Origin of the sequence: Limnobacter alexandrii, from assembly GCF_005871185.1 — a bacterium.
Classification (GTDB): Bacteria; Pseudomonadota; Gammaproteobacteria; order Burkholderiales; family Burkholderiaceae_B; genus Limnobacter; species Limnobacter alexandrii.
In genome coordinates this window covers 24,767-47,501 of sequence record NZ_SWKN01000007.1, presented here as the reverse complement: position 1 = coordinate 47,501, position 22,735 = coordinate 24,767, and the positions used below count along the sequence as shown (strand labels likewise).

The 22,735-nt window shown below is 51.6% G+C and carries 20 protein-coding genes and 1 pseudogene; 19 read left to right on the top strand and 2 right to left on the bottom strand.

Annotation, left to right across the window (positions count from 1 at the left end; genetic code table 11):
- Positions 1 to 29: 29 nt before the first annotated feature.
- The 3 genes from ligA to FCS97_RS07595 all read left to right on the top strand — a co-directional run bounded on the left by ligA (position 30) and on the right by FCS97_RS07595 (position 3,726).
- Positions 30 to 2,024 (top strand): NAD-dependent DNA ligase LigA, encoded by a 1,995-nt coding sequence (gene ligA / locus FCS97_RS07605; RefSeq protein WP_138518216.1) that lies wholly within the window; start codon positions 30 to 32, stop codon positions 2,022 to 2,024.
- Between the two features lie 76 nt (positions 2,025 to 2,100).
- A complete protein-coding gene (gene galU, locus FCS97_RS07600) occupies positions 2,101 to 2,976 on the top strand; it encodes a UTP--glucose-1-phosphate uridylyltransferase GalU (protein ID WP_138517862.1) in 876 nt (291 codons plus the stop codon).
- A 3-nt stretch (positions 2,977 to 2,979) separates the two neighbouring features.
- Positions 2,980 to 3,726 carry an S-methyl-5'-thioinosine phosphorylase gene (locus FCS97_RS07595; protein WP_138517861.1) on the top strand — a complete coding sequence of 249 codons (747 nt, stop codon included), beginning with the start codon at positions 2,980 to 2,982 and terminating at the stop codon, positions 3,724 to 3,726.
- A gap of 30 nt (positions 3,727 to 3,756) precedes the next feature.
- On the opposite strand, the gene FCS97_RS07590 is transcribed toward FCS97_RS07595, so the two are convergent.
- Together FCS97_RS07590 and map are read right to left on the bottom strand one after the other, a co-directional pair.
- Entirely contained in the window at positions 3,757 to 6,318 is a 2,562-nt protein-coding gene (locus FCS97_RS07590; RefSeq protein ID WP_425460744.1) for a [protein-PII] uridylyltransferase, read from the bottom strand.
- A 49-nt stretch (positions 6,319 to 6,367) separates the two neighbouring features.
- Positions 6,368 to 7,186: pseudogene (gene map / locus FCS97_RS07585) on the bottom strand (type I methionyl aminopeptidase); the annotation flags it as partial.
- Between the two features lie 196 nt (positions 7,187 to 7,382).
- Between map and rpsB the strand changes: the two are divergent.
- The 16 genes from rpsB to FCS97_RS07505 all read left to right on the top strand — a co-directional run bounded on the left by rpsB (position 7,383) and on the right by FCS97_RS07505 (position 22,724).
- Positions 7,383 to 8,138: a 30S ribosomal protein S2 gene (rpsB, locus tag FCS97_RS07580; RefSeq protein ID WP_138517860.1), complete on the top strand. Its 756-nt coding sequence runs from the start codon at positions 7,383 to 7,385 to the stop codon at positions 8,136 to 8,138.
- A gap of 80 nt (positions 8,139 to 8,218) precedes the next feature.
- Complete coding sequence (gene tsf, locus FCS97_RS07575) at positions 8,219 to 9,109, top strand: translation elongation factor Ts (protein WP_138517859.1); 891 nt, start codon at positions 8,219 to 8,221, stop codon at positions 9,107 to 9,109.
- Positions 9,110 to 9,224: 115 nt separating this feature from the next.
- Positions 9,225 to 9,935, top strand: coding sequence for a UMP kinase (pyrH, locus tag FCS97_RS07570; protein ID WP_138517858.1), 711 nt, complete (start codon positions 9,225 to 9,227; stop codon positions 9,933 to 9,935).
- Positions 9,936 to 10,001: 66 nt separating this feature from the next.
- Complete coding sequence (gene frr, locus FCS97_RS07565; RefSeq protein WP_138517857.1) at positions 10,002 to 10,562, top strand: ribosome recycling factor; 561 nt, start codon at positions 10,002 to 10,004, stop codon at positions 10,560 to 10,562.
- 7 nt (positions 10,563 to 10,569) lie between these two features.
- Positions 10,570 to 11,358 carry an undecaprenyl pyrophosphate synthase gene (locus FCS97_RS07560; protein WP_138517856.1) on the top strand — a complete coding sequence of 263 codons (789 nt, stop codon included), beginning with the start codon at positions 10,570 to 10,572 and terminating at the stop codon, positions 11,356 to 11,358.
- Between the two features lie 24 nt (positions 11,359 to 11,382).
- Positions 11,383 to 12,225, top strand: a complete 843-nt coding sequence (locus FCS97_RS07555) for a phosphatidate cytidylyltransferase (protein WP_138517855.1) — start codon at positions 11,383 to 11,385, stop codon at positions 12,223 to 12,225.
- Positions 12,226 to 12,233: 8 nt separating this feature from the next.
- On the top strand, positions 12,234 to 13,433 hold the full coding sequence (gene dxr, locus FCS97_RS07550) for a 1-deoxy-D-xylulose-5-phosphate reductoisomerase (RefSeq protein WP_138517854.1): 1,200 nt from the start codon (positions 12,234 to 12,236) through the stop codon (positions 13,431 to 13,433).
- A gap of 13 nt (positions 13,434 to 13,446) precedes the next feature.
- Entirely contained in the window at positions 13,447 to 14,790 is a 1,344-nt protein-coding gene (gene rseP / locus FCS97_RS07545) for an RIP metalloprotease RseP (protein WP_138517853.1), read from the top strand.
- A gap of 51 nt (positions 14,791 to 14,841) precedes the next feature.
- Positions 14,842 to 17,148, top strand: a complete 2,307-nt coding sequence (gene bamA, locus FCS97_RS07540) for an outer membrane protein assembly factor BamA (RefSeq protein WP_138517852.1) — start codon at positions 14,842 to 14,844, stop codon at positions 17,146 to 17,148.
- A gap of 20 nt (positions 17,149 to 17,168) precedes the next feature.
- Entirely contained in the window at positions 17,169 to 17,690 is a 522-nt protein-coding gene (locus tag FCS97_RS07535; protein ID WP_138517851.1) for an OmpH/Skp family outer membrane protein, read from the top strand.
- 9 nt (positions 17,691 to 17,699) lie between these two features.
- Complete coding sequence (lpxD, locus tag FCS97_RS07530; protein ID WP_138517850.1) at positions 17,700 to 18,785, top strand: UDP-3-O-(3-hydroxymyristoyl)glucosamine N-acyltransferase; 1,086 nt, start codon at positions 17,700 to 17,702, stop codon at positions 18,783 to 18,785.
- A gap of 37 nt (positions 18,786 to 18,822) precedes the next feature.
- Positions 18,823 to 19,272 (top strand): 3-hydroxyacyl-ACP dehydratase FabZ, encoded by a 450-nt coding sequence (fabZ, locus tag FCS97_RS07525; RefSeq protein WP_232222716.1) that lies wholly within the window; start codon positions 18,823 to 18,825, stop codon positions 19,270 to 19,272.
- Between the two features lie 11 nt (positions 19,273 to 19,283).
- A complete protein-coding gene (lpxA, locus tag FCS97_RS07520) occupies positions 19,284 to 20,072 on the top strand; it encodes an acyl-ACP--UDP-N-acetylglucosamine O-acyltransferase (protein ID WP_138517849.1) in 789 nt (262 codons plus the stop codon).
- Between the two features lie 3 nt (positions 20,073 to 20,075).
- Positions 20,076 to 21,245 carry a lipid-A-disaccharide synthase gene (gene lpxB, locus FCS97_RS07515; protein WP_138517848.1) on the top strand — a complete coding sequence of 390 codons (1,170 nt, stop codon included), beginning with the start codon at positions 20,076 to 20,078 and terminating at the stop codon, positions 21,243 to 21,245.
- On the top strand, positions 21,238 to 21,894 hold the full coding sequence (locus tag FCS97_RS07510; protein ID WP_138517847.1) for a ribonuclease HII: 657 nt from the start codon (positions 21,238 to 21,240) through the stop codon (positions 21,892 to 21,894). The genes lpxB and FCS97_RS07510 overlap by 8 nt, the downstream gene beginning before the upstream one ends.
- Before the next feature lie 8 nt (positions 21,895 to 21,902).
- Positions 21,903 to 22,724, top strand: coding sequence for a TrmH family RNA methyltransferase (locus FCS97_RS07505; protein ID WP_138517846.1), 822 nt, complete (start codon positions 21,903 to 21,905; stop codon positions 22,722 to 22,724).
- Positions 22,725 to 22,735: the final 11 nt, after the last annotated feature.

The following is a 22,735-nucleotide window of genomic DNA, read 5'->3' as shown; positions in this document are numbered from 1 at the left end:
GTTCTCGGGAAGAGTCACCGATCATCGCCATGCGTCGCCTGATTGAACAGCTGAACCGTTGGGAACACGCCTACTATGTTCTCGACGCACCTGAAGTGCCAGACTCCGAGTACGACAAGGTTTATCTTTCACTCCAACAACTCGAGAATACACACCCCGAACTGATTCAAAGCGATTCACCCACACAACGTGTCGGTGGCAAACCAGCGGACGGATTCGAGCAGGTAAAGCACCGCGTGCCCATGTTGTCGCTGGGCAATGCATTTGAAGACAGCGATGTGCTTGCGTTTGACAGAAGAGTCAAAGAACTCGCCGACCTGCCTGCCGACACCACCATTGCCTACGCAGTTGATCCCAAGTTCGATGGCCTTGCGATTTCAATTCACTACACCAATGGCCTGTTTGAACAAGCCATCACCCGTGGCGACGGAGCCGTGGGCGAAGATGTGTCTGCCAACGTTAAGACCATTCGCAGTTTGCCCCTTAAGTTAAAAGGCAATGCAATACCAGCACACCTCGAAATTCGCGGTGAAATCTTCATGACCAAAAAAGATTTCCTGCAAATGAATCAGCGGCAGGCCGAGCAAGGTCTAAAAGTATTTGCAAACCCGCGCAATGCTGCGGCAGGAACCATTCGGCAGCTAGACCCCAAAATTGCGGCCAGTCGACCCTTGCGCTTTTACTGCTACGGCGCAGCCTTGGAACGAGAACAGTTGCGTGAGTTGAAGAGTCAATCAGCCATGATGAAATGGTTGGCAAACATGGGCCTGCCTGTTTCAGAACTTAGCCAGACGGCCACGGGTGCAGAAGGACTGTTGACCTTCTATCGCAGTGTGGGCGAGCGTCGCAGCACTTTGCCTTTTGAAATTGACGGGGTGGTGTACAAGGTAGATTCTTTTGATCTTCAGGACCAACTGGGTTACGTGGCCAAAGCGCCGCGTTTTGCGGTGGCCCACAAATTTCCGCCCGATGAAGTGCTCAGCCGCTTGCTGAACATTGAAGTTCAAGTTGGCCGAACAGGTTCAATTACCCCGGTGGCAAAACTCGAACCGGTGAAGGTGGGGGGTGTTGTGGTGTCGTCCGCCACTTTGCACAATCTGGATGAAATCCAGCGCAAGGATTTGCGTGTGGGCGACCAGGTTTTGGTTCGCCGCGCGGGTGATGTGATTCCAGAGGTTTTACCCTTTCCCGGTAACCAGCGCAGCGCTAGCAGCACTGCATTTGTCATGCCCTCGCACTGCCCAATCTGCAACTCACTGGTTCGCAAGGAGGAGGGCGAAGCTGCCTTCCGGTGCACCGGTGGCCTGGTGTGTAAAGCCCAGCTTACCCAGTCCATTATTCATTTTGCACACCGTCGCGCCATTGACATTGAAGGCCTGGGTAGCAAGCTGGTTGAAGTATTGGTCGACAAGGAATGGGTAAAAACTCCGGCCGACCTGTTTCGCCTTGAATTTGATGACTTGGTTCAGCTTGAACGCATGGGCGAAAAATCAGCACGCAACCTGCTCGACAGCATTGAAAACGCCAAACAAACCACATTTGGCAGGTTTCTATTCGGTTTGGGAATACGGCATGTTGGTGAAGCCACAGCCCGCGATTTGGCGGCGCACTTCAAGAATGTTGATCGGCTGATGAGCGCCACAGTGGAAGAGTTGCTTGAAGTCAATGATGTTGGCCCCGTGGTGGCTGAATCGATACGACAATTTTTTGATGAGCCTGCCAATCAACACGTTGTACGAGAGTTGATTTCGCTTGGGTTGCACTGGCCCACGGAGGAAACCCAAACCGCCGACGAATCACATCCATTTTTTGGAAAAACATTCGTACTGACAGGCACCTTGAGTCAATATAGTCGCGACGAAGCAGGGGCATTGATTGTCGCGCGTGGCGGCAAAGTGACAGGTTCAGTGTCCAAGAAAACAGATTATTTGTTGGCAGGAGAAGCCGCTGGCAGCAAACTGGACAAGGCTGCAGCACTGGGCGTCACTGTGCTTGATGAAAATACATTTCAAGGTATGCTTTAATCAGGAAAATTGAGCAGAAATCATTACTGCGTTTATTATTTTATTTCTCTATTGTTCAATTACGGAGCGAGCAATCATGACCCGAGTTAGAAAAGCAGTGTTTCCTGTTGCGGGTATGGGCACCCGTTTTTTGCCAGCTACCAAGGCAAGCCCCAAAGAAATGATGCCCGTGGTGGACAAACCACTGATTCAATATGCGGTTGAAGAAGCACTGGAAGCGGGTTTAAGTGAGCTTGTTTTCATTACTGGTCGAAGCAAGCGTTCTATTGAGGATCACTTCGACAAAGCCTATGAACTTGAAGCGGAGTTGCAGGCTCGCGGAAAAACCGCACTGCTTGAGATTGTAAAAAATATTGTACCCAGCCATGTGAACTGTATTTACATACGCCAAATGGAGCCCCTGGGGCTGGGCCACGCAGTGCTGTGCGCAGAGCCCGTGGTGGGCACAGAACCCTTTGCTGTGTTGCTGGCCGATGATCTGATGGATGTGGACAAAGGCACGCCCTCTGTAACACACCAAATGGTTAAGGTATTCGAGCGTGAACATGCCAGTGTGCTGGCGGTACAAGAGGTCGACCCAGCAGAGACCAAATCGTACGGTATTGTTTCCAGTACACCCTGGAACAATCGCTCCGAGCGGGTCAATGCAATTGTTGAGAAACCCGACCCCAAAGACGCCCCCACCAACCTTGCAGTGGTAGGGCGTTATGTATTGAACTCGCAAATTTTCGACCACATCCGAAAAACCGGCAAAGGCGCTGGCGGAGAAATACAGTTGACGGACGGAATTGCCTCGCTTCTTGAAGATCAACCTGTTTTGGCTTATCGCTTCAACGGCACCCGATTTGATTGCGGCTCCAAGATGGGCTATTTGAAAGCCACAGTTGAACTGGGCCTGAAACACCACGAGGTGGCAGCCGAGTTTGCGCAATACCTAAACAACAGGAAGTAAATCATGTATGCAGTGTTGGGAGGAAGTGGTTTAAGCCAATTGCCAGGCTTCGAAATCACCATGCGAAAGGTTCAACGAACACCTTATGGTGAACCATCGGGCGCGCTTACAATCGGCATCCTCGCGGGCCACGAAATTGTGTTTCTGGCTCGCCACGGCTACGGGCATACTATTGCTCCGCATCAAATCAACTACAGGGCCAATATCTGGGCTTTGTCGCAACTGAATATCGACGGTATTTTGTCCGTGGCCTCCGTGGGTGGAATTCGCCCGGATCTAAAGCCTGGGCAGTTGGTGGTGCCCGATCAAATCCTCGACTACACACACGGGCGTCATGCCACCTTTTTTGAAGGTGACAACGAGGCGGTGCAACACATCGACTTTACATGGCCTTACGACCACGCACTTCGAACTTCACTCTGCCTGGCAGCCGATTCGGTGGGAGAGCAAGTGGTGCAGGGCGGTTGTTATGCCTGCACCCAGGGCCCGCGCCTGGAGACCGCAGCGGAAGTTAAACGACTGGCGCGCGATGGTGCAGATATTGTTGGCATGACGGGCATGCCAGAAGCCTGCCTTGCTCGCGAGCTAGAAATACCGTATGCACATTTGGCCTTGGTGGTGAACCAGGCAGCCGGGGTGGGCGAGAGCGCCCAAGAAATTTCGCATGCCCAAATCAGCAAGACTGTTCACGAAGGAATGGGGCGTGTCATGGGAATCATCAAATCGATGGTGCAACTGCATGATGAATGAAAGGGCAGCAGGCTGACCCTTTCATCTCGCTCAGATTGACAGCAATTCGAGAAGTTCAGCTTCCAGCTGAATTTGCAGCTTTCCTGAATTCAAGGACTGGCCGTAAAGCAGAAAAGTATCCTCAGCCCGTTCGCCCAAAGTCATAATTTTGGCGGCTTGCACACTGACTTTGTATTGCGCCAGCAGTCGCGTGATGGAGTAAAGCAAGCCTGTGCGGTCGGTGGCTGACACGGTCAGTAAATACTGATTTCCTTTTTCATCGGGCTTCAAATCAACCGAAGGGCGCACCGGAAAGTGTCTGGATTGCCTGGACATTCGCCCAAATACTGGCGATTCCAGTGGCTGGCGTTTGATGAGCCGGTCCTGAAGCTCTGCCTCCAGCAGCGACAAAGTTTCACGATAAAACTCATTGTGACTGTCATGCTGAATCAAAAAAGAATCCAGGGCATAGCCATGCGCAGTGGTGTGAATTTTCGCATCCAGAATGCTCAGATTCTTTGAATCAAAATACCCACAAATACGCGCGAACAGGTCCATTTCATCGCGGGTATACACCAGCAACTCCAGGCCCTCGCCAATCGGTGAAAGGCGTGCTTTGACAATCGGTTGTTCGGCATCAACACGCCAGTAAAGGTGCCGTGTGTGCCATGCAATGTCGCTTGGGCCTTGTCGTAAAAAATACGACACGTCCAGCTGGGCCCACAGTTTGTCCTGCACGTCATCCGAAAGCGCATACAGACGCAAAATTCTGCGCGCCTCAGCCTGTTGCTCTGCAAGCATTTGCCGCCGGTTCGGGGCCTCGCCACCCAAATACTTCAAGGTCAGGCGGTACAGGTCTTCCAGCAACTTGCCTTTCCAGGCATTCCAAACCTTCGGGCTGGTGCCGCGAATATCGGCCACAGTTAGCAAATAAAGGGCTGTCAGGTTTCTGGGCGTTTTTACAAGCGCAGCAAATTCTTTCAATACTTCAACGTCTGACAAGTCTTTTTTCTGGGCGGTGTTCGACATGGTCAGGTGGTGTTTCACGAGAAAAGCCACCAAATCCGTATTTTCTTGATTCAGTCCGTGGTCTTTGCAGAATTTTCGGGCATCCACTTCACCCAACACGCTGTGATCGCCGCCACGTCCCTTGGCGACATCATGAAACAAAGCTGCAATGTACAACAACCAATGGTCATCAAAATTGGCCATCAATTGGCTGCAGTAGGGGTATTCGTGGGCGTGCTCTGCCATGGTGAAGCGGCGTAAATTGCGCACCACAGTCAAAATATGCTGGTCTACCGTGTAAACATGAAACAAATCATGCTGCATCTGTCCCACGATTTTCCTGAAAACCGGCAGGTATCTCCCCAGTACGCTGGTTTCATTCATGCGCCGCAATTCGTGCACAATGCCTTGCGGTTGCTTGAAAAACTCGATGAACAAGGCTTTGTTCACCGGGTTTTTCCTGAAATCGCTGTTGATTTTGACCCGACTGTGCCAAAGCTGACGCAGCATTCGGGCACTCATGCCTTTCAATCGCGGGTTTTGTTGCATCACGATAAAAGCGCGAAGCATGGCGGAAGGGTTTCGGGCAAACACCTCGTCGTCGCGAATATCGAGCAAAGAATCGGTTTCTTGAAACTCCTCATCGATTACCACGGGCTCAGCATTGGCACCAAATATCGACAGCTCAATGTTTTGAAGCAAGATGGTATTTAACTGCATCACAGCCTTGGCAGCCAAATAGTACTGCTGCATCAACTGTTCGCTGGATCGTTTTGCAGCGGTGGGCCGATAACCCAAAGACTCCGCCAGTTGGGTTTGCACATCGTACACAAGCCGGTCTTCACGGCGACCAGTAGTGACATGCAATTGGTATCTGATCTTCTTGAGTGTTCGCTCGTTGTTTCGTAACTTCGCAGCCTCAAACGGAGTAATCAGGCCTTTTTGGGCCATTTCTGCCCAACTATTGCCCAAGTGTGCGGCTCGACAAACCCACAAAATGACGTGAAGGTCACGCAGCCCACCCGGGCTTTCTTTGCAATTCGGTTCAAGGCTGTAGGGTGTTTCCTGGTACTTGGCATGGCGTTGTCGAAGTTCCAGGGTTTTCTTGCGAAAGAAAGTTTTGACATCAAGTAGTCTATTCAAACTATCAGTCAACTCACTGAAATAATTGGCATTGCCAGTCAATAATCTCGACTCGACAAGTGCTGTTTGAACCGTGATGTCTTTGCCGGCTTCCTCAATACATTGATCCCTTGTTCTTACGCTGTGCCCGATTTCAAGGCCAATGTCCCATCCCGAGCCGCAAAAAGTTTCCAGCTTCTCGGTATTGACTTCATCGGGCTCCTGATCGATCAGAATCAGTACATCCACATCGGAGAACGGAAACAACTCACCTCGGCCGTAGCCACCCACCGCAACCAGACTGTATTGCCTGGGCATGCCGATGGCGTTCCACAGGCGCACCAAGGCTTCGTCTACGCACACACAGCGCTTTTTCAGGGCAGCTTCTACGCCTGATGCGGGCGTATTCTGGTCAAAAGGCGTAAGCCATTGATGCGCCTGGCTTTTCAACCGGTCTTTGATATTCACCCGCACCGCGTTCAAGTCCAGTGAAGATGAAGTTTCAGCAGTTGTTGCCGGTTTGTTGCTCAAGTCACGCCGCCTGTGTTTTCAAACGTGGATTCGCTGGTGTACCAGCAGACTGTGTCAAAATTTCATAGCCATCGGCTGTCACCAACACCGTGTGTTCCCATTGCGCAGACAAGCTGTGGTCTTTGGTCACAATAGTCCAGCCATCCGGCATTTCCTTGATTTCCCTGCGACCCGCATTCAGCATCGGTTCGATTGTAAAAATCATGCCTTCCTGCAATTTCACGCCAGTGCCTGGCTTGCCGTAGTGCAATACCTGCGGTTCTTCATGAAACTTTGTTCCAATTCCGTGGCCACAAAATTCCCGAACTACGGAATAGCCAAATCCTTCCGCAAACTTTTGAATGGCAGCGCCCACGTCGCCCAAGGTTGCACCAGGTCGAACCTGCTCGATACCGATCCACATCGCCTCGAAGGTGATTTCACACAGGCGTCTTGCAGCCAGTGAACCCTCGCCCACAATGAACATACGGCTGGTGTCGCCGTGGTAACCGTCTTTGATCACGGTGATGTCAATATTGATGATGTCGCCGTTCTTAAGCTTCTTTGGGCCCGGCACGCCGTGACAAATCTGGTGATTGACCGAAGTACAAATTGATTTGGGGTAGGGGGTGTAACCCGGAGGTGCGTAATTCAGCGGTGCGGGAATGGTGCCCTGCACATTCACCATGTAATCGTGGCACAGTTTGTCGAGTTCTTCGGTAGTAATGCCGGCCACGACATGTGGACCGATAAAATCAAGAACTTCCGAGGCCAAACGGCCAGCCACACGCATTTTTTCAATGTCGTGCTCGTTTTTAATCACAATATCCATGGTTTTGTTTGATTCCTGCTTGAGCTAACGTATTTTAACCGAGTATAATCTTCGGCTGCTCTGGCGCTAAGGCTAACTACTTAGTTAGTTAACGCATAAGAGTAAATTTAATGGTTTGTGCGACAGGGTGCTAGTTATTTGGGGTTGTTAACCCAACACTGGCCCAGTACAAACCCATTTAACCCTGTCTATACTGGAGAAATTCATGGCAGCATCAATGCGCGAAATGCTGGAAGCTGGTTGCCACTTTGGCCACCAAACACGCTTCTGGAACCCAAAAATGGCCCCTTTCATCTACGGCCATCGTAACAAAATTCACATTATCAACCTGGAAAAAACCGTTGTAATGCTCGACGACGCGCTGAAATTCGTGAAGCGTCTGTCAGCCAATCGCGGCAACATCCTGTTTGTATGCACCAAGCGCCAGGCTAAGGAAATCATCGCCGAAGAAGCGCAGCGTTGTGGCATGCCCTACGTTGACCAGCGTTGGTTGGGCGGCATGTTGACCAACTTCAAAACCGTAAAAACATCCATCAAGCGTCTGAAAGACATGGAAGCCATTATCGCTGATGGCGGCACTGAGCGCATGTCCAAGAAAGAGGCCTTGATGTTTGCCCGTGAACTCGAAAAGCTGAACCAGTCAATTGGTGGCATCAAAGACATGCCCACCTTGCCTGATGCAATTTTCGTGTGCGACGTGGGTTACCACAAAATTGCAATTACTGAAGCTGAAAAGCTGGGCATTCCAGTGGTTGGCATTGTGGATACCAACCACTCGCCAGCAGGCGTTAGCTACATTGTTCCCGGTAACGATGACTCCGCCCGCGCCATTCGTTTGTATGCCCGCTCCGTAGCCGATGCCGTACTGGCAGGCCGCGACCAGGCTGTAAACGATGTGGTTGAAGCCATCAAAGGCGGCGACGACTTCGTTGAAGTGTCTGAAGAGGGAGCTGAAGGCTAATCAGGCCTTTGCCTTCCAATGGGGCGATCAGTCGCCCCTTTTTTTTATCTAATTCAGAATCCGACTTTAGGAGAAAATCAATGGCTGAAATTACAGCAGCAATGGTTAAAGTACTGCGCGAGAAAACTGACGCACCAATGATGGAATGCAAAAAAGCCCTGACCGAAGCCGCTGGCGACATGGACAAGGCTGAAGAAATTTTGCGCGTCAAGTTGGGCAGCAAGGCCAGCAAGGCGGCCACACGGGTGACCGCTGAAGGCCTGGTTGGGATTTATATTAATGATTCCAATAAGTTGGGAACAATCGTTGAAGTTAACTGTGAAACTGACTTCGTGGCCAAGAACGACGACTTCCTGGCATTTGTAGCCAATGTAGCCAAGCTGATCGCCGACCACAACCCAGCCAATGTTGAAGCGCTGGCTGCATTGCCCTTGGGCGAAGGCACCGTTGAAACTGTTCGCGCCGCCTTGATCGGCAAGATTGGTGAAAACATGTCCGTACGCCGTTTCAAGCGCGTTGAAGCCAAAGGCAGCCTGAGCTCCTACATTCACGGTGGCAAAATCGGTGTGCTGGTTGATTACACCGGGTCTGATGAAAACGTGGGCAAAGACGTTGCCTTGCACATCGCCGCAACAAAACCCAAGGCCTTGCACGAAAGTGGCGTTCCACAGGAAGACATCGACCGCGAGCGTTCTGTGGCCAAGGCCAAGGCTGAAGAGTCTGGCAAGCCAGCCGACATCGCAGAAAAAATGGTTGAAGGCTCTATCAAGAAGTTCTTGAAAGAAGTTGCCCTGTTGTCCCAGCCTTTCGTGAAAGACGACAAATTGACTGTTGAAGCCATGCTCAAGAGCAAAGGCAGCGAAGTCAACGGCTTCGACCTGTTCATCGTCGGCGAAGGCATTGAAAAGAAGGTAAACGATTTCGCTGCTGAAGTTGCCGCACAAGCTGCAGCCGCTGCCGCAGGCCGTTAATTCCTTGGTTTGAAGAGGGGTTTCTCGACACGGGAAGCCCCTTTTTATTTGCACGTCTACGAAGTTCTGTGCTTTACGTTATAGAATCCTGACAATGATCCAACAAGAGGCTTGAATGGCAGCATACAAACGTGTGTTACTCAAATTGTCAGGCGAAGCCCTGATGGGCGAAGACTCCTACGGCATCAACCGTCAAACCATTGAAAGAATGGTTGCTGAAGTTGCAGAAGTCTCCGCATCGGGTGTGGAGTTGGCAGTTGTTATTGGTGGTGGCAATATTTTTCGGGGAATTGCCCCCGGTGCAGCCGGCATGGACAGAGCCACTGCCGACTACATGGGCATGATGGCCACTGTGATGAACGCATTGGCATTGCAAGACGCTTTCCGGCGTGCCGGGGTTGAGGCCAGGGTTCAATCGGCGCTGAACATTGAGCAGGTTGTTGAACCCTACATTCGACCCAAAGCGATCCGATACCTTGAAGAAGGCAAAGTGGTCATCTTTGCGGCCGGCACAGGCAACCCATTTTTCACAACCGACACTGCGGCTGCCTTGCGTGGTTCGGAAATTGGCGCCGAGGTGGTGCTGAAAGCCACGAAAGTGGACGGCATCTACACCGCTGACCCCAACAAAGACCCCACCGCAACCCGCTACGAGAGAATTTCATTCAACGAAGCGATTTCCAAGAATCTTGAAGTCATGGATGCCACTGCGTTTGCCTTGTGTCGCGACCAAAAGCTTCCTATTCGGGTATTTTCCATCAACAAGCCGGGCGCATTACACCGCGCCGTTGGGGGTGAAAACGAGGGCACTTTGGTGCACATGTAACTAACTGGCCATTCAATCGACTAATTGATCCACTAATTAATCCAACAAGGCAGTGAGAGTTTAATCATGAGCGTTGCAAACATTCGAAAAACCACTGAAGAAAAGATGGTGAAATCCATCGAATCCCTGAAAACCGACCTGCAAAAGGTACGCACTGGCCGTGCCCACACTGGCATTTTGGACCACGTACAGGTTGATTATTACGGTTCCATGGTTCCAATATCGCAAGTTGCCAACCTGAGCCTTGCTGATGCGCGCACCATCGTGGTTCAGCCGTGGGAAAAGAACATGGCCAACGCCGTGGAAAAAGCCATTCGTGAATCTGACCTCGGCCTGAACCCGGCGTCCATGGGCGAAACCATTCGCGTGCCAATGCCCGCGCTCACTGAAGAGCGTCGTAAAGAGTTGACCAAGTTCATCAAAGGCGAGGGCGAGCAAACCAAGGTGGCCATTCGTAATCTGCGTCGTGACGCCAACGAGGCGTTGAAACGCTTGGTCAATGACAAAGAAATTTCTGAGGATGACGAGCGCCGCGCACAGGCCGACGTTCAAAAATTGACCGACAAATTTGTGGCTGAAGTCGATCAGGTATTACAGTCCAAAGAAGCCGAAATCATGACGGTTTAAGTCATTCATGACCGTCTACACCAGCTCAACTCTGGATGTGCCCAGCACATCCAACATTCCAAAGCACGTCGCAATCGTGATGGATGGAAACGGCCGTTGGGCAAAAAGTCGCCTCATGCCCCGGTTCGCGGGGCACAAGCGTGGTGTAGATGCGGTCAAGCGCACCGTTCAAGCCTGTTGCGAGCTTGGCGTGGAACACCTCACCCTGTTTGCCTTTTCCTCCGAGAACTGGCGCAGGCCCCCCGAGGAAGTCACCTTGCTGATGCGTTTGTTCATACGCGTCTTGCGCAAAGACGTCGAGGCCATGCACCGGGAAAACATTTGCCTTCGAATTATTGGCGACACCACGGCGTTTGAGCCTGAACTGCAGGCAGCGATTGCCTCGGCTCAAGAACTCACCAAAGACAACAACCGCTTGTTTCTAAACATAGCGGCCAATTACGGTGGTCGGTGGGATATTCTCCAGGCCACCAAGAACATGCTGAAAAGCAATCCGGAATTGGCAAACAATCCGGACCAAATTTCGGAAACCGATCTTTCAAGGCACCTGTGCCTACAGGGCAGTCCAGAACCTGATCTGTTTATCCGCACTGGCGGGGAACAAAGGGTATCCAATTTCCTGTTGTGGCAGTTGGCGTACACTGAGTTTTATTTCACGGACAAATTTTGGCCAGATTTCGGCAAACCGATGTTGCTGGAGGCCATTGATTCCTATAACAACAGAGAACGACGCTTTGGTCGAACCTCCGAACAAATTCAGCCGCCTGTGGCCAATGTTCGGCAATCCGCCCAGTGACCAAGTTCCTAATTGAGACAAATCATGCTTAGAACGCGTGTGATCACGGCTGTAGTCCTGCTGATCGTGTTGCTGGTGGTTCTGTTGTATGGCGGCGAAATCGGCTGGAATCTTTTCGTATTGACAGTGCTTGTTGGCGCATTTTGGGAGTGGGCCAGGCTGGGCCTTTTCGAACCCGGGAAGGCTGTGGTTTACGCCATTGCTGGCGGTGTACTCTGTGTCGTGATTGAGCGCCTGATCAATCTTCAAACACAAGCGTTTCCCTTGCTTGCCCTGGCCAGCATATTCTGGGTTGCTTTTGCACCCTGGTGCCTGCGCAACGTGTCTGTTGGCATATTGGCCAACAAAAACCTGTACGGCTTTGTAGGCTATGTGCTGATCGGTGCGGCGGGTTTGGCCTTGGTGATCACCAAAACCCACGGCATTGTATTTCTGCTAAGTGCCATTGCTATTTGCTTTGCAGCCGATATTTTTGCCTATTTCTTCGGAAAAACATTTGGCAAACGCAAACTTGCTCCCCGAATTTCACCGGGAAAAAGTTGGGAAGGTGCAATTGGGGGTGCATTCAGCGTGGTGGCACTCAGCTGGATTGTCGTTTTTCTGGCCGGCACTTATCCCGAGCTGGAGCAGACCTGGCAGGCCATGGCCTTTGACCGGTGGCATCCCATGGTATTCACATTCTGGCTGGTGGTGTTGAGCGCCTACAGCGTGGTAGGTGACTTGTTTGAGTCCATGCTGAAACGCAGGGCAGGCCTGAAGGACAGCAGTCAGCTGTTGCCAGGCCACGGCGGCGTACTGGACCGAATAGATGCGCAGCTGCCCGTGCTGCCCCTGGCAATTTTGCTGGTCAGTGCAATTGTGGCTTGAGTTGGACAATGGATTTGCAAAAACTACTAATTCTGGGTGCCACGGGCACCATTGGTGTCAACACCCTTGACGTGGTCGCAAGGCACCCTGAACGTTTTCAGGTTTATGGTCTTGCTGCTGGCAAAAACATTGAACTGTTGTTTGCGCAAGCCTGTACGCACCGCCCCCAAGCATTGATCATTTGTGACCCCGATGCACTGGATCAGTGGCACACCTTGGGTTACAGCGCCAGGCTTTGCGAGCAACTGGGCTACATTCCCGAAATTGGCGGTCAAAGTGATCTTGAGCTGCTTTGCCAAAGCGACCAAGTCGACATTGTGGTTGCTGCCATTGTGGGTTCTGCCGGCCTTAAACCAACGCTTAGTGCCTTGCAGGCCGGGAAAAGGGTGCTGTTGGCCAACAAAGAGTCGCTCGTGCTTGCCGGGCAGTTCATGATTCAGGCCTGCTTGCGCTCGGGCGCCACAATTTTGCCTGTCGATTCTGAGCACAATGCGATTTACCAGTGCTTGCCTGCCAATTACGATTTGAGCAGGGCGGGCGAGTTTGGCATTGAAAGACTGGTTCTGACTGCATCTGGAGGCCCTTTCAGAAACAAAAACCTTGCGGAACTTTCTCAAGTCAGTCCTGCCCAAGCCATTGCACATCCGAACTGGGTGATGGGACGAAAAATCTCGGTAGACAGTGCCACCATGGCGAACAAGGGCCTGGAGTTGATCGAGGCGTTGTGGCTTTTCGGTTTGCCTGCCAGTCAACTGTCCGTGCTGGTTCACCCGCAATCGATTGTTCACTCGCTGGTCGAATACAAAGACGGCAGCATGTTGGCACAACTGGGCTGCCCAGACATGCGAACTCCGATTGCGCATGTATTGGGCCTTCCAGACCGAATTGAGTCGGGCTCGCCACGCCTTAATTTGGCAGCCTTGGGCAAGCTGGACTTTGAGGAAGTCGACTTGAGTCGTTTCCCCATGTTGAAGTTGGCTTTTGAAGTGCTTGAAAAACCCGACACCATGGCGCCAGTGTTCAATGCAGCCAATGAAATTGCCGTGGACTTGTTTTTGAATGAAAAGATTGCTTATATGGACATTGTGAAGCTGACGCAGATGTGTATGGCCCGTTTTGCTTCAACGTCGATTGCCAACCTGGACGATGCTTTTGCACTGGACAGCGAAGTGCGTGCTTTTGCAACCGAATGCACTGGAAAGTTTTAAACGCAGGATTTAAATGCTGAATTCAATTGTTTCGTTCCTGATTGCCCTTGGCATACTGGTTTTCATTCATGAATATGGCCACTATTCAGTGGCCCGTTTTTATGGCGTGCGCGTAATCCGGTTTTCGGTCGGTTTTGGCAAACCCATATTCAGATGGATCAATCGAAAAACCAAAGTGGAATGGACTGTGTCCTGGATTCCCTTGGGCGGGTATGTGCGCATGCTCGACGAACGAGACCCGGACAGCTTGAAGGGCCACGACATTGATCTCTCAGAAGCATTCAACCGCAAACCCGTTGGCCAGCGCATTGCCATTGTTTTGGCTGGCCCTTTGGCGAATCTTATTCTGGCTGCGTTAATTTACGGCTTTTTGGCTTACATGCAGCCCATGGGTCTCGCCACGCAGGTTTCCGAGCCAACCCCAAATTCAATTGCCGCCAACGCGGGTTTGATGGGAGGCGATGAAATCAAGGAAGTCAATGGCGACCAGACCAAGAACTGGAATGAAGTGTCTTGGGCCTTGATCAAGGCTAGACTTTTCCGGGATGACCTGTCGATCAAAGTGAATCGCGGGGGCTACGAGCTGTTTCTGGATCCAGTTCCGTCCGCCGAGGTGGATGCTGAATTGGGCCCCTCATTGGCGCGTGAACTTGGTTTTTCTCCCATCGAAAAAAGTGTGCTGGTCAGGGCTGTGGGCGAGGGCAGTGCTGCTGCTGCGGCAGGGTTTCTTGCCAATGACCAGTTGCTCAGCGTCGATGGTATTGCTGTTGAAACATCGGCCCAATTTACCAGCCTGATCAAAGACCGCCCCGCACAGGAAACCAGCGTGCGCATTCGCCGCAACGATCAAGACATCACTGTGCTGGCCGTGCCTGAGAAAACCCAACTTGAAAATGGCGAAACCATTGGTCGTCTGGGCCTGTCGATCGGCGGCGAGTCGGTGATCGTGAACAATCCACTGAATCCACTCGAATCGATCGTTGAAGGCACCGGTCGAATGGTGGAGGTCAGCGTATTTTCGCTGGTCGCTTTGGGTAAAATGGTGACAGGCGACTTGTCGTGGGAGCACCTCAGCGGGCCAGTCTCCATTGCTTCAGCAGCAGGACAATCATCGAGCCTCGGGATTCTTCCTTTTTTCGGTTTTCTGGCCATGGTTTCTGTTAGCCTAGGCATTTTGAATCTTTTGCCGATCCCCCTCTTGGATGGTGGGCACTTGATGTATTATTTGGCCGAAATCGTCATAGGCAAGCCAGTCGATGAAGTTTGGCAAATTCGAGGTCAAAAACTGGGTATTTTGCTGATTGGCATATTGACCAGTGTTGCTTTTTTTAATGATATTCAAAGGCTAATTTTCTAAAGGCCTTCATATATTGGTTCCAGCCTGACGGGGCTGGTAGGAACGATCTGAATGACAATAAGAAGTACTCTGTTTCCAGCGCGCTTGGTTTACCCAGTCGTGGCCACCTGTGCTTTGTCGGTGGGTGTTGTGCATGCCCAGGCAACCCAGTTTGTGGTGAAAGACATCGAGGTAGAGGGCTTGCGCCGCACTGAGGCGGGCACGGTATTTAGTTACCTGCCTATTCGCGTGGGTGACACATTTACCGACGAAAAAGCTTTGCAGGCCATTCGTTCGCTTTTTGCAACCGGCTTTTTTGAAGATGTCAAAATTTCTGCAAAAGGCGATGTGTTGGTGGTAACCGTGGTTGAACGCCCGGCAATCGCTTCCGTAGAAATCAACGGCACGAAAGAATTTGACAAAGAAACGCTGAAAGAGGCGCTGAAGGGTGTCGGTATCGGCGAATCCCTCATTTTTGACAAGTCGCTGCTTGACAAGGCCGAGCAAGAATTGAAGCGCCAGTACCTTTCGCGCAGCAAATACGGTGCGCAGGTTCAAACCCGGGTGGATCAGCTGGCCCGTAACCGTGTTGGAATTACATTCAACGTGGATGAAGGCGAGTCTGCATCCATCAAGCAGCTTAAAATTCTGGGTGCCAAGGACTTTGAGGAAGAGGAGTTGCTTGAGGAGTTTGAACTCAGCACCGGCGGCTTTATGTCGTGGTACAGCAAGAATGATCAGTATTCAAGGCAAAAGTTAAGCGGCGACATTGAAAAGCTGCGCTCTTTTTACCTGAACCGCGGCTATGCCGATTTCAACATCGAAAATACCCAGGTTCAAATTGCGCCGAACAAGCAAGACATTTTCATTACCATCACCATCAAGGAAGGTCAGAAATTCACCTTCGGTGACATCGAACTGACTGGTCAGTTGCTGGGTCGCGATGATGAATTGCGTTCCCTGATCAAGATGAAAAAAGGCGAAACCTTCAATGGCGAGTTGTTGACTGATAGCTCCAAAGCCATTCAAGACCGCTTGGGTAACTACGGCTATGCATTTGCAAATGCCAACGTGATTCCCGATCTTGACCGCGAAAAACGCGTGGTGAACATCAACATGGCCGTGGACACCGGCAAACGTGTGTATGTTCGTCGCATGAACGTGGGTGGCAACACTCGCACCAAAGACGAAGTTATTCGCCGTGAATTCCGTCAATTTGAGTCTTCCTGGTACGACTCCCGGAAAATTCAGTTGTCCAAAGAGCGTGTTGACCGCTTGGGTTATTTCTCCAACGTTGATATCGAAACCCAACCCGTACCAGGCACCTCGGATCAAATCGACGTGAACATGCAGGTTGAGGAAAAACCGACAGGCAATCTTTTGCTGGGTGCCGGTATTTCTAGTACTGACAGCTTGGTGCTATCAGCCGCCATTCAGCAGCAAAACCTGTTTGGAACTGGTAAAACGGTGGGCCTGGAGTTGAACACCAGCAAGGTGAACCGCACAATTTCATTCTCACAAACAGACCCGTACTTCACCATTGATGGTGTTTCACGCAGTTTCGAGGTGTACAACCGCCGCACCGACCCCAGCGAGTTGAATCTGGGTGACTACATCATTGAAACCACTGGTGCAGGCCTGCGTTTTGGCTACCCAATCAGTGAATTCGAGCGAATTTCATTCGGTGCTGGTTACGAAGGTACAGATCTTGAAGTTGGGCAATTCAGCCCTGACCGTTTCCGTCGCTATGTCAATGATTTCGGCAATTCAAGCTATGCGGTATTGTTGAATGCGGGCTACTCGTTTGATTCTCGAGATTCAGCCATTGCGCCAACACGTGGCCGGGTAACCCGATTGACCGCTGAATATGCAACACCATTGGGCGATCAGGAATTCATTCGCACAACCTATCAGGAACAGTTCTACTTTCCGATTGGCAAGCTTTACACCTTGGCGCTGAATGGCGAAATCACTGGTGGTTTCGGTCTGGGTGACTCGCCTTATCCGATTTTCCGCAATGTATACGCCGGTGGTATTGGCACGGTTCGTGGTTATCGCTCGTCCACCTTGGGCCCTCGTGATGCGGACAATGTACCCATTGGCGGCTCCAAGCGCGTTATTGCCAATGCAGAGTTTTTCTTCCCGATTCCGGGTATGTCGAAAGACCGCACCTTCCGGGCATTTACATTCCTGGACGCGGGCAATGTTTTCCAGACCAATGAGAAAGTCAAGTTTGGAGAATTGCGCTACTCAACCGGTGTCGGTATTTCCTGGTTGTCCCCAGTTGGGCCATTGAAGTTCAGCTTGGGTGTACCGCTGAACCGCGAGCCACAGGACGAAACCCAACGTGTTCAGTTCACGATTGGTACAGGCTTCTAAATTCGAACAAATATTGGAGAATGGTTTTGAATAGTGTGAAAAAATTGTTGATTGGTGGTGTTTTGTCGCTGGCTGTTGTGTTGCCAACCATGTCCCACGCCCAAGCAGCGACCAAAATTGGTTTTGTAAACACCGAGCGTATCTTGCGCGATTCCAAATTTGCTGTTGAGTCTCAAAAGAAGCTCGAACGTGACTTTTCCAAGCGCCAGAAAGAACTGGAAGACTTGGCCACCAAGGTGAAGGCCGAGGCCACCAAACTCGACAAAGACGCCATTACCCTGCCTGAGGCCGAGAAGGTTCGTCGTCAACGGGACCTGGCAGAGATGGACCGTGATTTCCAGCGCAAGCGTCGCGAGTTTGAAGAAGATCTGGCCCAACGCAAAAACCAAGTGGTGGGTGAGTTGGTGGAGCGCGCAAACCGTGTAATCCGTCAAATCGCAGAAAAGGAAAATTACGACATCATTTTCCAGGAAGCTGTTTATGCCAACAAGCGCATCGACATCACTGACCAAGTGCTCAGCAGCTTGGACAATGCGAAGTAAATCGCGTCAATGAATTTCATTGAGACGAAGCTCAGCACCTTGCTTGAGCAATTTGGCGGCAGACTGGCTTCGTTTGGTGATGATTCTGTGGTCTCTGGCGACATACAGCTTGCCGGAATTCAGCCACTTGAAAAAGCCGGGGGAAAGCACCTCGGCTTTCTGGCCAATCCCAAGTTTCGCGATCAACTGCTTTCTACGAAAGCGGCAGTGGTTCTGGTCCGCGAATCGCAGTTTGAATCCCTTTGCCAATTTTTGAAAGAAAGTTCAGGCACCGTGACTACTCCGGTGGCATGGCTGGTCAGCGACCCCTACCTGTACTACGCCAAATTACAACAATGGTGGGTGGCCCACAGTGAATTCAAGCCACAACCCGGCATTCATCCGCGTGCGGTTGTAGACCCAAGCGCTACCATTGCGCCCAGCGCCATGATTGCAGCAAATTGCGTGATCGGTGCCCATGCCAAAGTGGGTGATGGCAGTCGAATTGAAGCAGGCGTGGTGCTGGGCAACCATGTTGAAGTGGGGGCCAATACTCGCATTTATCCGAATGCTACGGTGTACGACGAATGCACGATAGGCTCGCATTGCATTGTGCACGCTGGGGTAGTGATCGGTGCGGATGGTTTTGGCTTTGCGAATGAAAAAGGAGCATGGGTCAAAATTCCGCAGGTAGGCCGGGTACTTGTTGCTGACCATGTTGAGATTGGTGCGAACACCACCATCGACAGGGGTGCGCTGGACGACACCCTGATTGGTTTTGGGGTAAAACTGGATAATCAAATCCAGATCGCTCACAATGTCACGGTAGGGGATCACTCTGCCATGGCTGGCTGCGTGGGTATCGCAGGCAGTACCAGTATTGGTGCGCGCTGTACGGTGGGTGGGGCGGCCATGGTGTTTGGTCACCTCAATATTCCGGATGGTACCCATGTTTCCGGGGCCTCAGTGGTCATGAGCAGCATCAAGGAGCCGGGCGCCTACACTGGAATTTTCCCACTGCAAGAACACAAGGATTGGGAGAAAACTGCGGTGACTCTCAAACAATTATTAAAACTGCGCAGTGATGTGCGTGAGTTGAAAAACAAGCTGAAATAACAATAAACCCAAATTTAAAAGTGTGAACTCAGAAGCTATGAATACGCCAGTTATGGACATCAAAGGCATTTTGGAAAATTTGCCGCACCGTTACCCTTTTGTGCTCGTGGATCGAGTGCTTGAACTCGAACCCAATGTTCGAATTCTGGCTCAGAAAAACGTGAGCTACAACGAGCCCTTTTTTCCCGGTCACTTTCCGATTCATCCGGTGATGCCGGGTGTGTTGATCATGGAAGCGTTGGCACAGGCTGCAGGCCTTTTGTCGTTCAAATCCATGGAAGCAGCGCCCGACAAAAACCTGGTGTATTACTTCGTGGGAATCGACAATTGTCGATTCAAACGCCCGGTGGTGCCTGGTGATGTACTGATGCTGGATGTTCAGGTGGAGCGTGTTTCGCGCGGTATCTGGAAATACGCTGCGAAAGCGCTTGTGGATGGCAATGTGGTCGCGCTTGCTGACTTGATGTGCACGGCCCGCGAAGTGTAAGGAACACGTTAATGCCCATACATGCATCTGCGATTGTTGACCCCAAGGCTGAACTCGACAGCACAGTGGAAGTAGGTCCGTTCTCCGTCATCGGACCCAATGTAAAAATTGGAGCCCGTACCAAAATTGGCCCGCACATGATCATCAGCGGCCACACCACCATTGGTGAAGACAATGTGTTTCATGGCTCAGCCACCATTGGCGGCGACCCACAAGACAAAAAATACAAAGGCGAACCCACCAAACTGATTATTGGGGACCGCAACACTGTTCGCGAATACTGCACCTTTAACACCGGCACAGTGCAAGATGGCGGCAAAACCACCATGGCCAATGACAACTGGATTATGGCCTATGTGCACATTGCGCACGACTGCCACATTGGTAGCAACACCATCATCGCCAACAGCGTGCAACTGGCCGGTCACGTCATTATTGGCGACTGGGTTATTCTGGGCGGCATGAGCGGCGTGCACCAATTCATTCGCGTGGGCGACCATGCCATGACTGCCTTTCAAACCAAACTGATGCAAGACGTACCACCCTTTGTCATGGCAGCGGGTTACCCGGCAGCGCCGGCAGGCATCAACTCGGAAGGCTTAAAGCGCAGGGGGTTTTCACCCGATGCAATCTTGAACATCAAACGGGCCTACAAGGCAATTTATCGCCAGGGGTTAAGCATCGCTGAAGCCAAGGAAGCAATTGATTCGCTGACCACCGCTGCGCCCGACGATGCAAAGCAACACCTTGCTTACATGAAGACATTTCTTGACGAAGCCACCCGCGGCATTATTCGTTAAGCCATGGCGTATACCCGCACACAATATTCCACCACTCCTGTGGACCTGGCCATTGCCGTGGGCGAGGCCTCAGGAGACTGGATAGGTGCCTTGGCCATTGCGCATCTGATACAAACCCAAACGCTGGCCATGGAGGGCATTGCGGGGCCCAAGCTTCGCGATTTGGGTGTAAAGCCCCTACATGGCTCTGAAGAGTTGTCGGTGCGCGGCTATGTCGAGGTTTTGCGCCACTTGCCGCGCTTGCTGAAGATGCGCAAGAACCTGATTCAGCATTGGTCAGTAGACAATCGCCCCAAAGTATTTGTGGCTGTGGATGCCCCCGATTTCAACTTGAACCTTGAACTTGCCTTGCGTGAAAGTGGGGTGCCCACGGTGCATGTGGTGTGCCCATCCATTTGGGCCTGGCGCATGGAGCGCATCCACAAAATAAAAGCTGCCTGCAGCCATGTGTTGTGCATATTTCCGTTCGAGCCTGAAATTTTAGCCAAAGAAGGAATCTCGGCCACCTACATTGGCCACCCCATGGCGGCACTGGTACCCGAAACAATCGACCCATTGGCCTATCGCAGCAAACTTGGCTTGCAAACTGAAGGGCAACTGCTTGCAGTATTGCCGGGCAGTCGCAGTGCCGAGGTCAAACACATTGGCCCTGAATTCGTTCAAGCCTGCGTGGAATTACTCAAGCAAAAACCGGGCTTGCGGTTCGTAACCCCGATGCCACCGGCCAGCAAATTGCTGGACATGTTCAGAACCATGATTCCGCCCCAATTGCTGGACCGCTGGACATTGATTGAGGGCAAGTCTCATGAATGTATGGCTGCGGCTGACGCAGTGATGCTGGCCAGCGGCACCGCGACACTCGAGGCCATGATGTACCGCAAACCCATGGTGATTGCCTATAAGATGCCCTGGATAAGCTACCAAATGATGAAAGGCAAGGGCTACCAACCCTTCGTGGGTTTGCCCAATATTTTGCTGAATGAATTTGCTGTGCCCGAACTGCTGCAAGACGATGCGACACCGCTTGCACTGGCGGAAAAAGCACTGTTTCAACTCGACAACGATGCCAACCGTGACCGCCTTCAAACTCTGTTTGCAGAACAGCACCAGCGTTTGTTGAAGCCTTCAGGAGAAATTGCAAGCCGCGTCATTCAGCAGGTGATGAATGGCTAAGTTTCAGGAATGGTCAGAAATTCAGGCTTATGCTTTGCAACGTGGCTTACAGGTGATTGGCGTGGATGAAGCCGGCCGCGGCCCCCTGTGTGGCCCGGTGGTGGCTGGTGCGGCCTTGCTGGACCAACCCAACACGGTAGAGGGGTTGGCCTGTTCAAAAACCCTTAGCCCGAAAAAACGCGACATTCTGGCGGCGGCAATTCAACAACAAGCGAAGGCCTGTGCAGTGGCCCAAGCCACAGTTGAAGAAATTGATCGCTTGAACATACTGCAAGCCAGTTTGTTGGCCATGTGGCGTGCCGTAGATTCAGTGCTTGAACAAGCCGGACTGAAACCCGAGCAATGCTTGATTGCGGTGGATGGAAACAAGTTACCCAAATGGGATTATCAGGCAGTCGCTGTGGTAAAAGGCGATACCAAAGTTCCTGCAATTTCAGCCGCATCCATTCTGGCCAAAGTTGCCCGAGATGAATGGTGTAAAACCCATGCGCTGCAATACCCGCAATATGAACTGGACATTCACATGGGCTACCCCACTGCGCGCCACATGGCTTTGCTCGCAGAACATGGGGCTACGCAGCTTCACAGAAAATCGTTCAGGCCGGTGCGTGAGGCATTGGAACGGATGCAACAGAACTTGTCGTTCTAAAGGCGACCATGAGTTACGAACGCAATTTCACGCACATTGAATCAGCCCAAAATGAACGGTTGAAAGCGGCCATCAAATTGCTGAGCTCCAACCATGCTTTGCGCAACAGTGGCTTGGCCGCAGCGGAAGGCTTGCATCTTGCTGAAACGCTGCTGCATTTACCGGGCGTTGACATTGAATCAATCTGGATTCCTCAAAGTTTATTGAACAAGCCCGAATGGTTGACCATGTCAGCCCTGAGCGATGTTCTTGAAAATGGGGAAGTTCGCTGCCTGGTGCTCAGCGATACCCTTTATTCCAAGCTGAGCAAGTTGAGCACCCCCACCGGACCGATGATTTTTTTTAAACCGGTGAATGCAAGTGCAGCCCTAAATTTGACTCAGGACGTTGTTTTGCTGGACGGTATTCAAGACCCCGGCAATGTGGGTACTTTGTTGCGCAATTGTGCTGCGGCCGGGGTTCAGCAAGTGGCATTGAGCGACCACAGTGCCTGGGTGTGGAGCGACAAAGTGCTGCGTGCGGGCATGGGCGCCCAGTTTACCTTGCAACTTTACCCCGAGCAGGATTTGTTGAAAGCACTTTCATCAGCTACATTCAAAGTACCCGTGCGGGTAACCAGCCTGCACCCCAAAAGCATTGATTTGTTCGACGCCGATTTGAAACCTGCGGGTGTTTGGGTTTTTGGCAGTGAGGGGCAGGGTGTAAGCCAAGCCTGGCTTGACCGCGCCAGTGAACACATTCGAATTCCACAAAGCAACACCATAGAAAGCCTGAATGTGGGCAGCAGCAGTGCGGTGTGTTTGTTTGAACAATTTCGGCAAAGGCGGTAAAATCAAATACA

What these genes read in the sequence shown, in the direction of transcription:
- frr (WP_138517857.1), top strand. Translation starts at nt 10,002, where the DNA reads ATGAGCGTTGCAAACATTCGAAAAACCACTGAAGAAAAGATGGTGAAA.
- dxr (WP_138517854.1), top strand. Translation starts at nt 12,234, where the DNA reads ATGGATTTGCAAAAACTACTAATTCTGGGTGCCACGGGCACCATTGGT.
- tsf (WP_138517859.1), top strand. Translation starts at nt 8,219, where the DNA reads ATGGCTGAAATTACAGCAGCAATGGTTAAAGTACTGCGCGAGAAAACT.
- pyrH (WP_138517858.1), top strand. Translation starts at nt 9,225, where the DNA reads ATGGCAGCATACAAACGTGTGTTACTCAAATTGTCAGGCGAAGCCCTG.
- galU (WP_138517862.1), top strand. Translation starts at nt 2,101, where the DNA reads ATGACCCGAGTTAGAAAAGCAGTGTTTCCTGTTGCGGGTATGGGCACC.
- lpxA (WP_138517849.1), top strand. Translation starts at nt 19,284, where the DNA reads ATGCCCATACATGCATCTGCGATTGTTGACCCCAAGGCTGAACTCGAC.
- FCS97_RS07595 (WP_138517861.1), top strand. Translation starts at nt 2,980, where the DNA reads ATGTATGCAGTGTTGGGAGGAAGTGGTTTAAGCCAATTGCCAGGCTTC.
- fabZ (WP_232222716.1), top strand. Translation starts at nt 18,823, where the DNA reads ATGAATACGCCAGTTATGGACATCAAAGGCATTTTGGAAAATTTGCCG.
- lpxB (WP_138517848.1), top strand. Translation starts at nt 20,076, where the DNA reads ATGGCGTATACCCGCACACAATATTCCACCACTCCTGTGGACCTGGCC.
- FCS97_RS07510 (WP_138517847.1), top strand. Translation starts at nt 21,238, where the DNA reads ATGGCTAAGTTTCAGGAATGGTCAGAAATTCAGGCTTATGCTTTGCAA.
- lpxD (WP_138517850.1), top strand. Translation starts at nt 17,700, where the DNA reads ATGAATTTCATTGAGACGAAGCTCAGCACCTTGCTTGAGCAATTTGGC.
- ligA (WP_138518216.1), top strand. Translation starts at nt 30, where the DNA reads ATGCGTCGCCTGATTGAACAGCTGAACCGTTGGGAACACGCCTACTAT.
- FCS97_RS07505 (WP_138517846.1), top strand. Translation starts at nt 21,903, where the DNA reads ATGAGTTACGAACGCAATTTCACGCACATTGAATCAGCCCAAAATGAA.
- FCS97_RS07560 (WP_138517856.1), top strand. Translation starts at nt 10,570, where the DNA reads ATGACCGTCTACACCAGCTCAACTCTGGATGTGCCCAGCACATCCAAC.
- rpsB (WP_138517860.1), top strand. Translation starts at nt 7,383, where the DNA reads ATGGCAGCATCAATGCGCGAAATGCTGGAAGCTGGTTGCCACTTTGGC.
- FCS97_RS07535 (WP_138517851.1), top strand. Translation starts at nt 17,169, where the DNA reads ATGGTTTTGAATAGTGTGAAAAAATTGTTGATTGGTGGTGTTTTGTCG.
- FCS97_RS07555 (WP_138517855.1), top strand. Translation starts at nt 11,383, where the DNA reads ATGCTTAGAACGCGTGTGATCACGGCTGTAGTCCTGCTGATCGTGTTG.
- rseP (WP_138517853.1), top strand. Translation starts at nt 13,447, where the DNA reads ATGCTGAATTCAATTGTTTCGTTCCTGATTGCCCTTGGCATACTGGTT.
- bamA (WP_138517852.1), top strand. Translation starts at nt 14,842, where the DNA reads ATGACAATAAGAAGTACTCTGTTTCCAGCGCGCTTGGTTTACCCAGTC.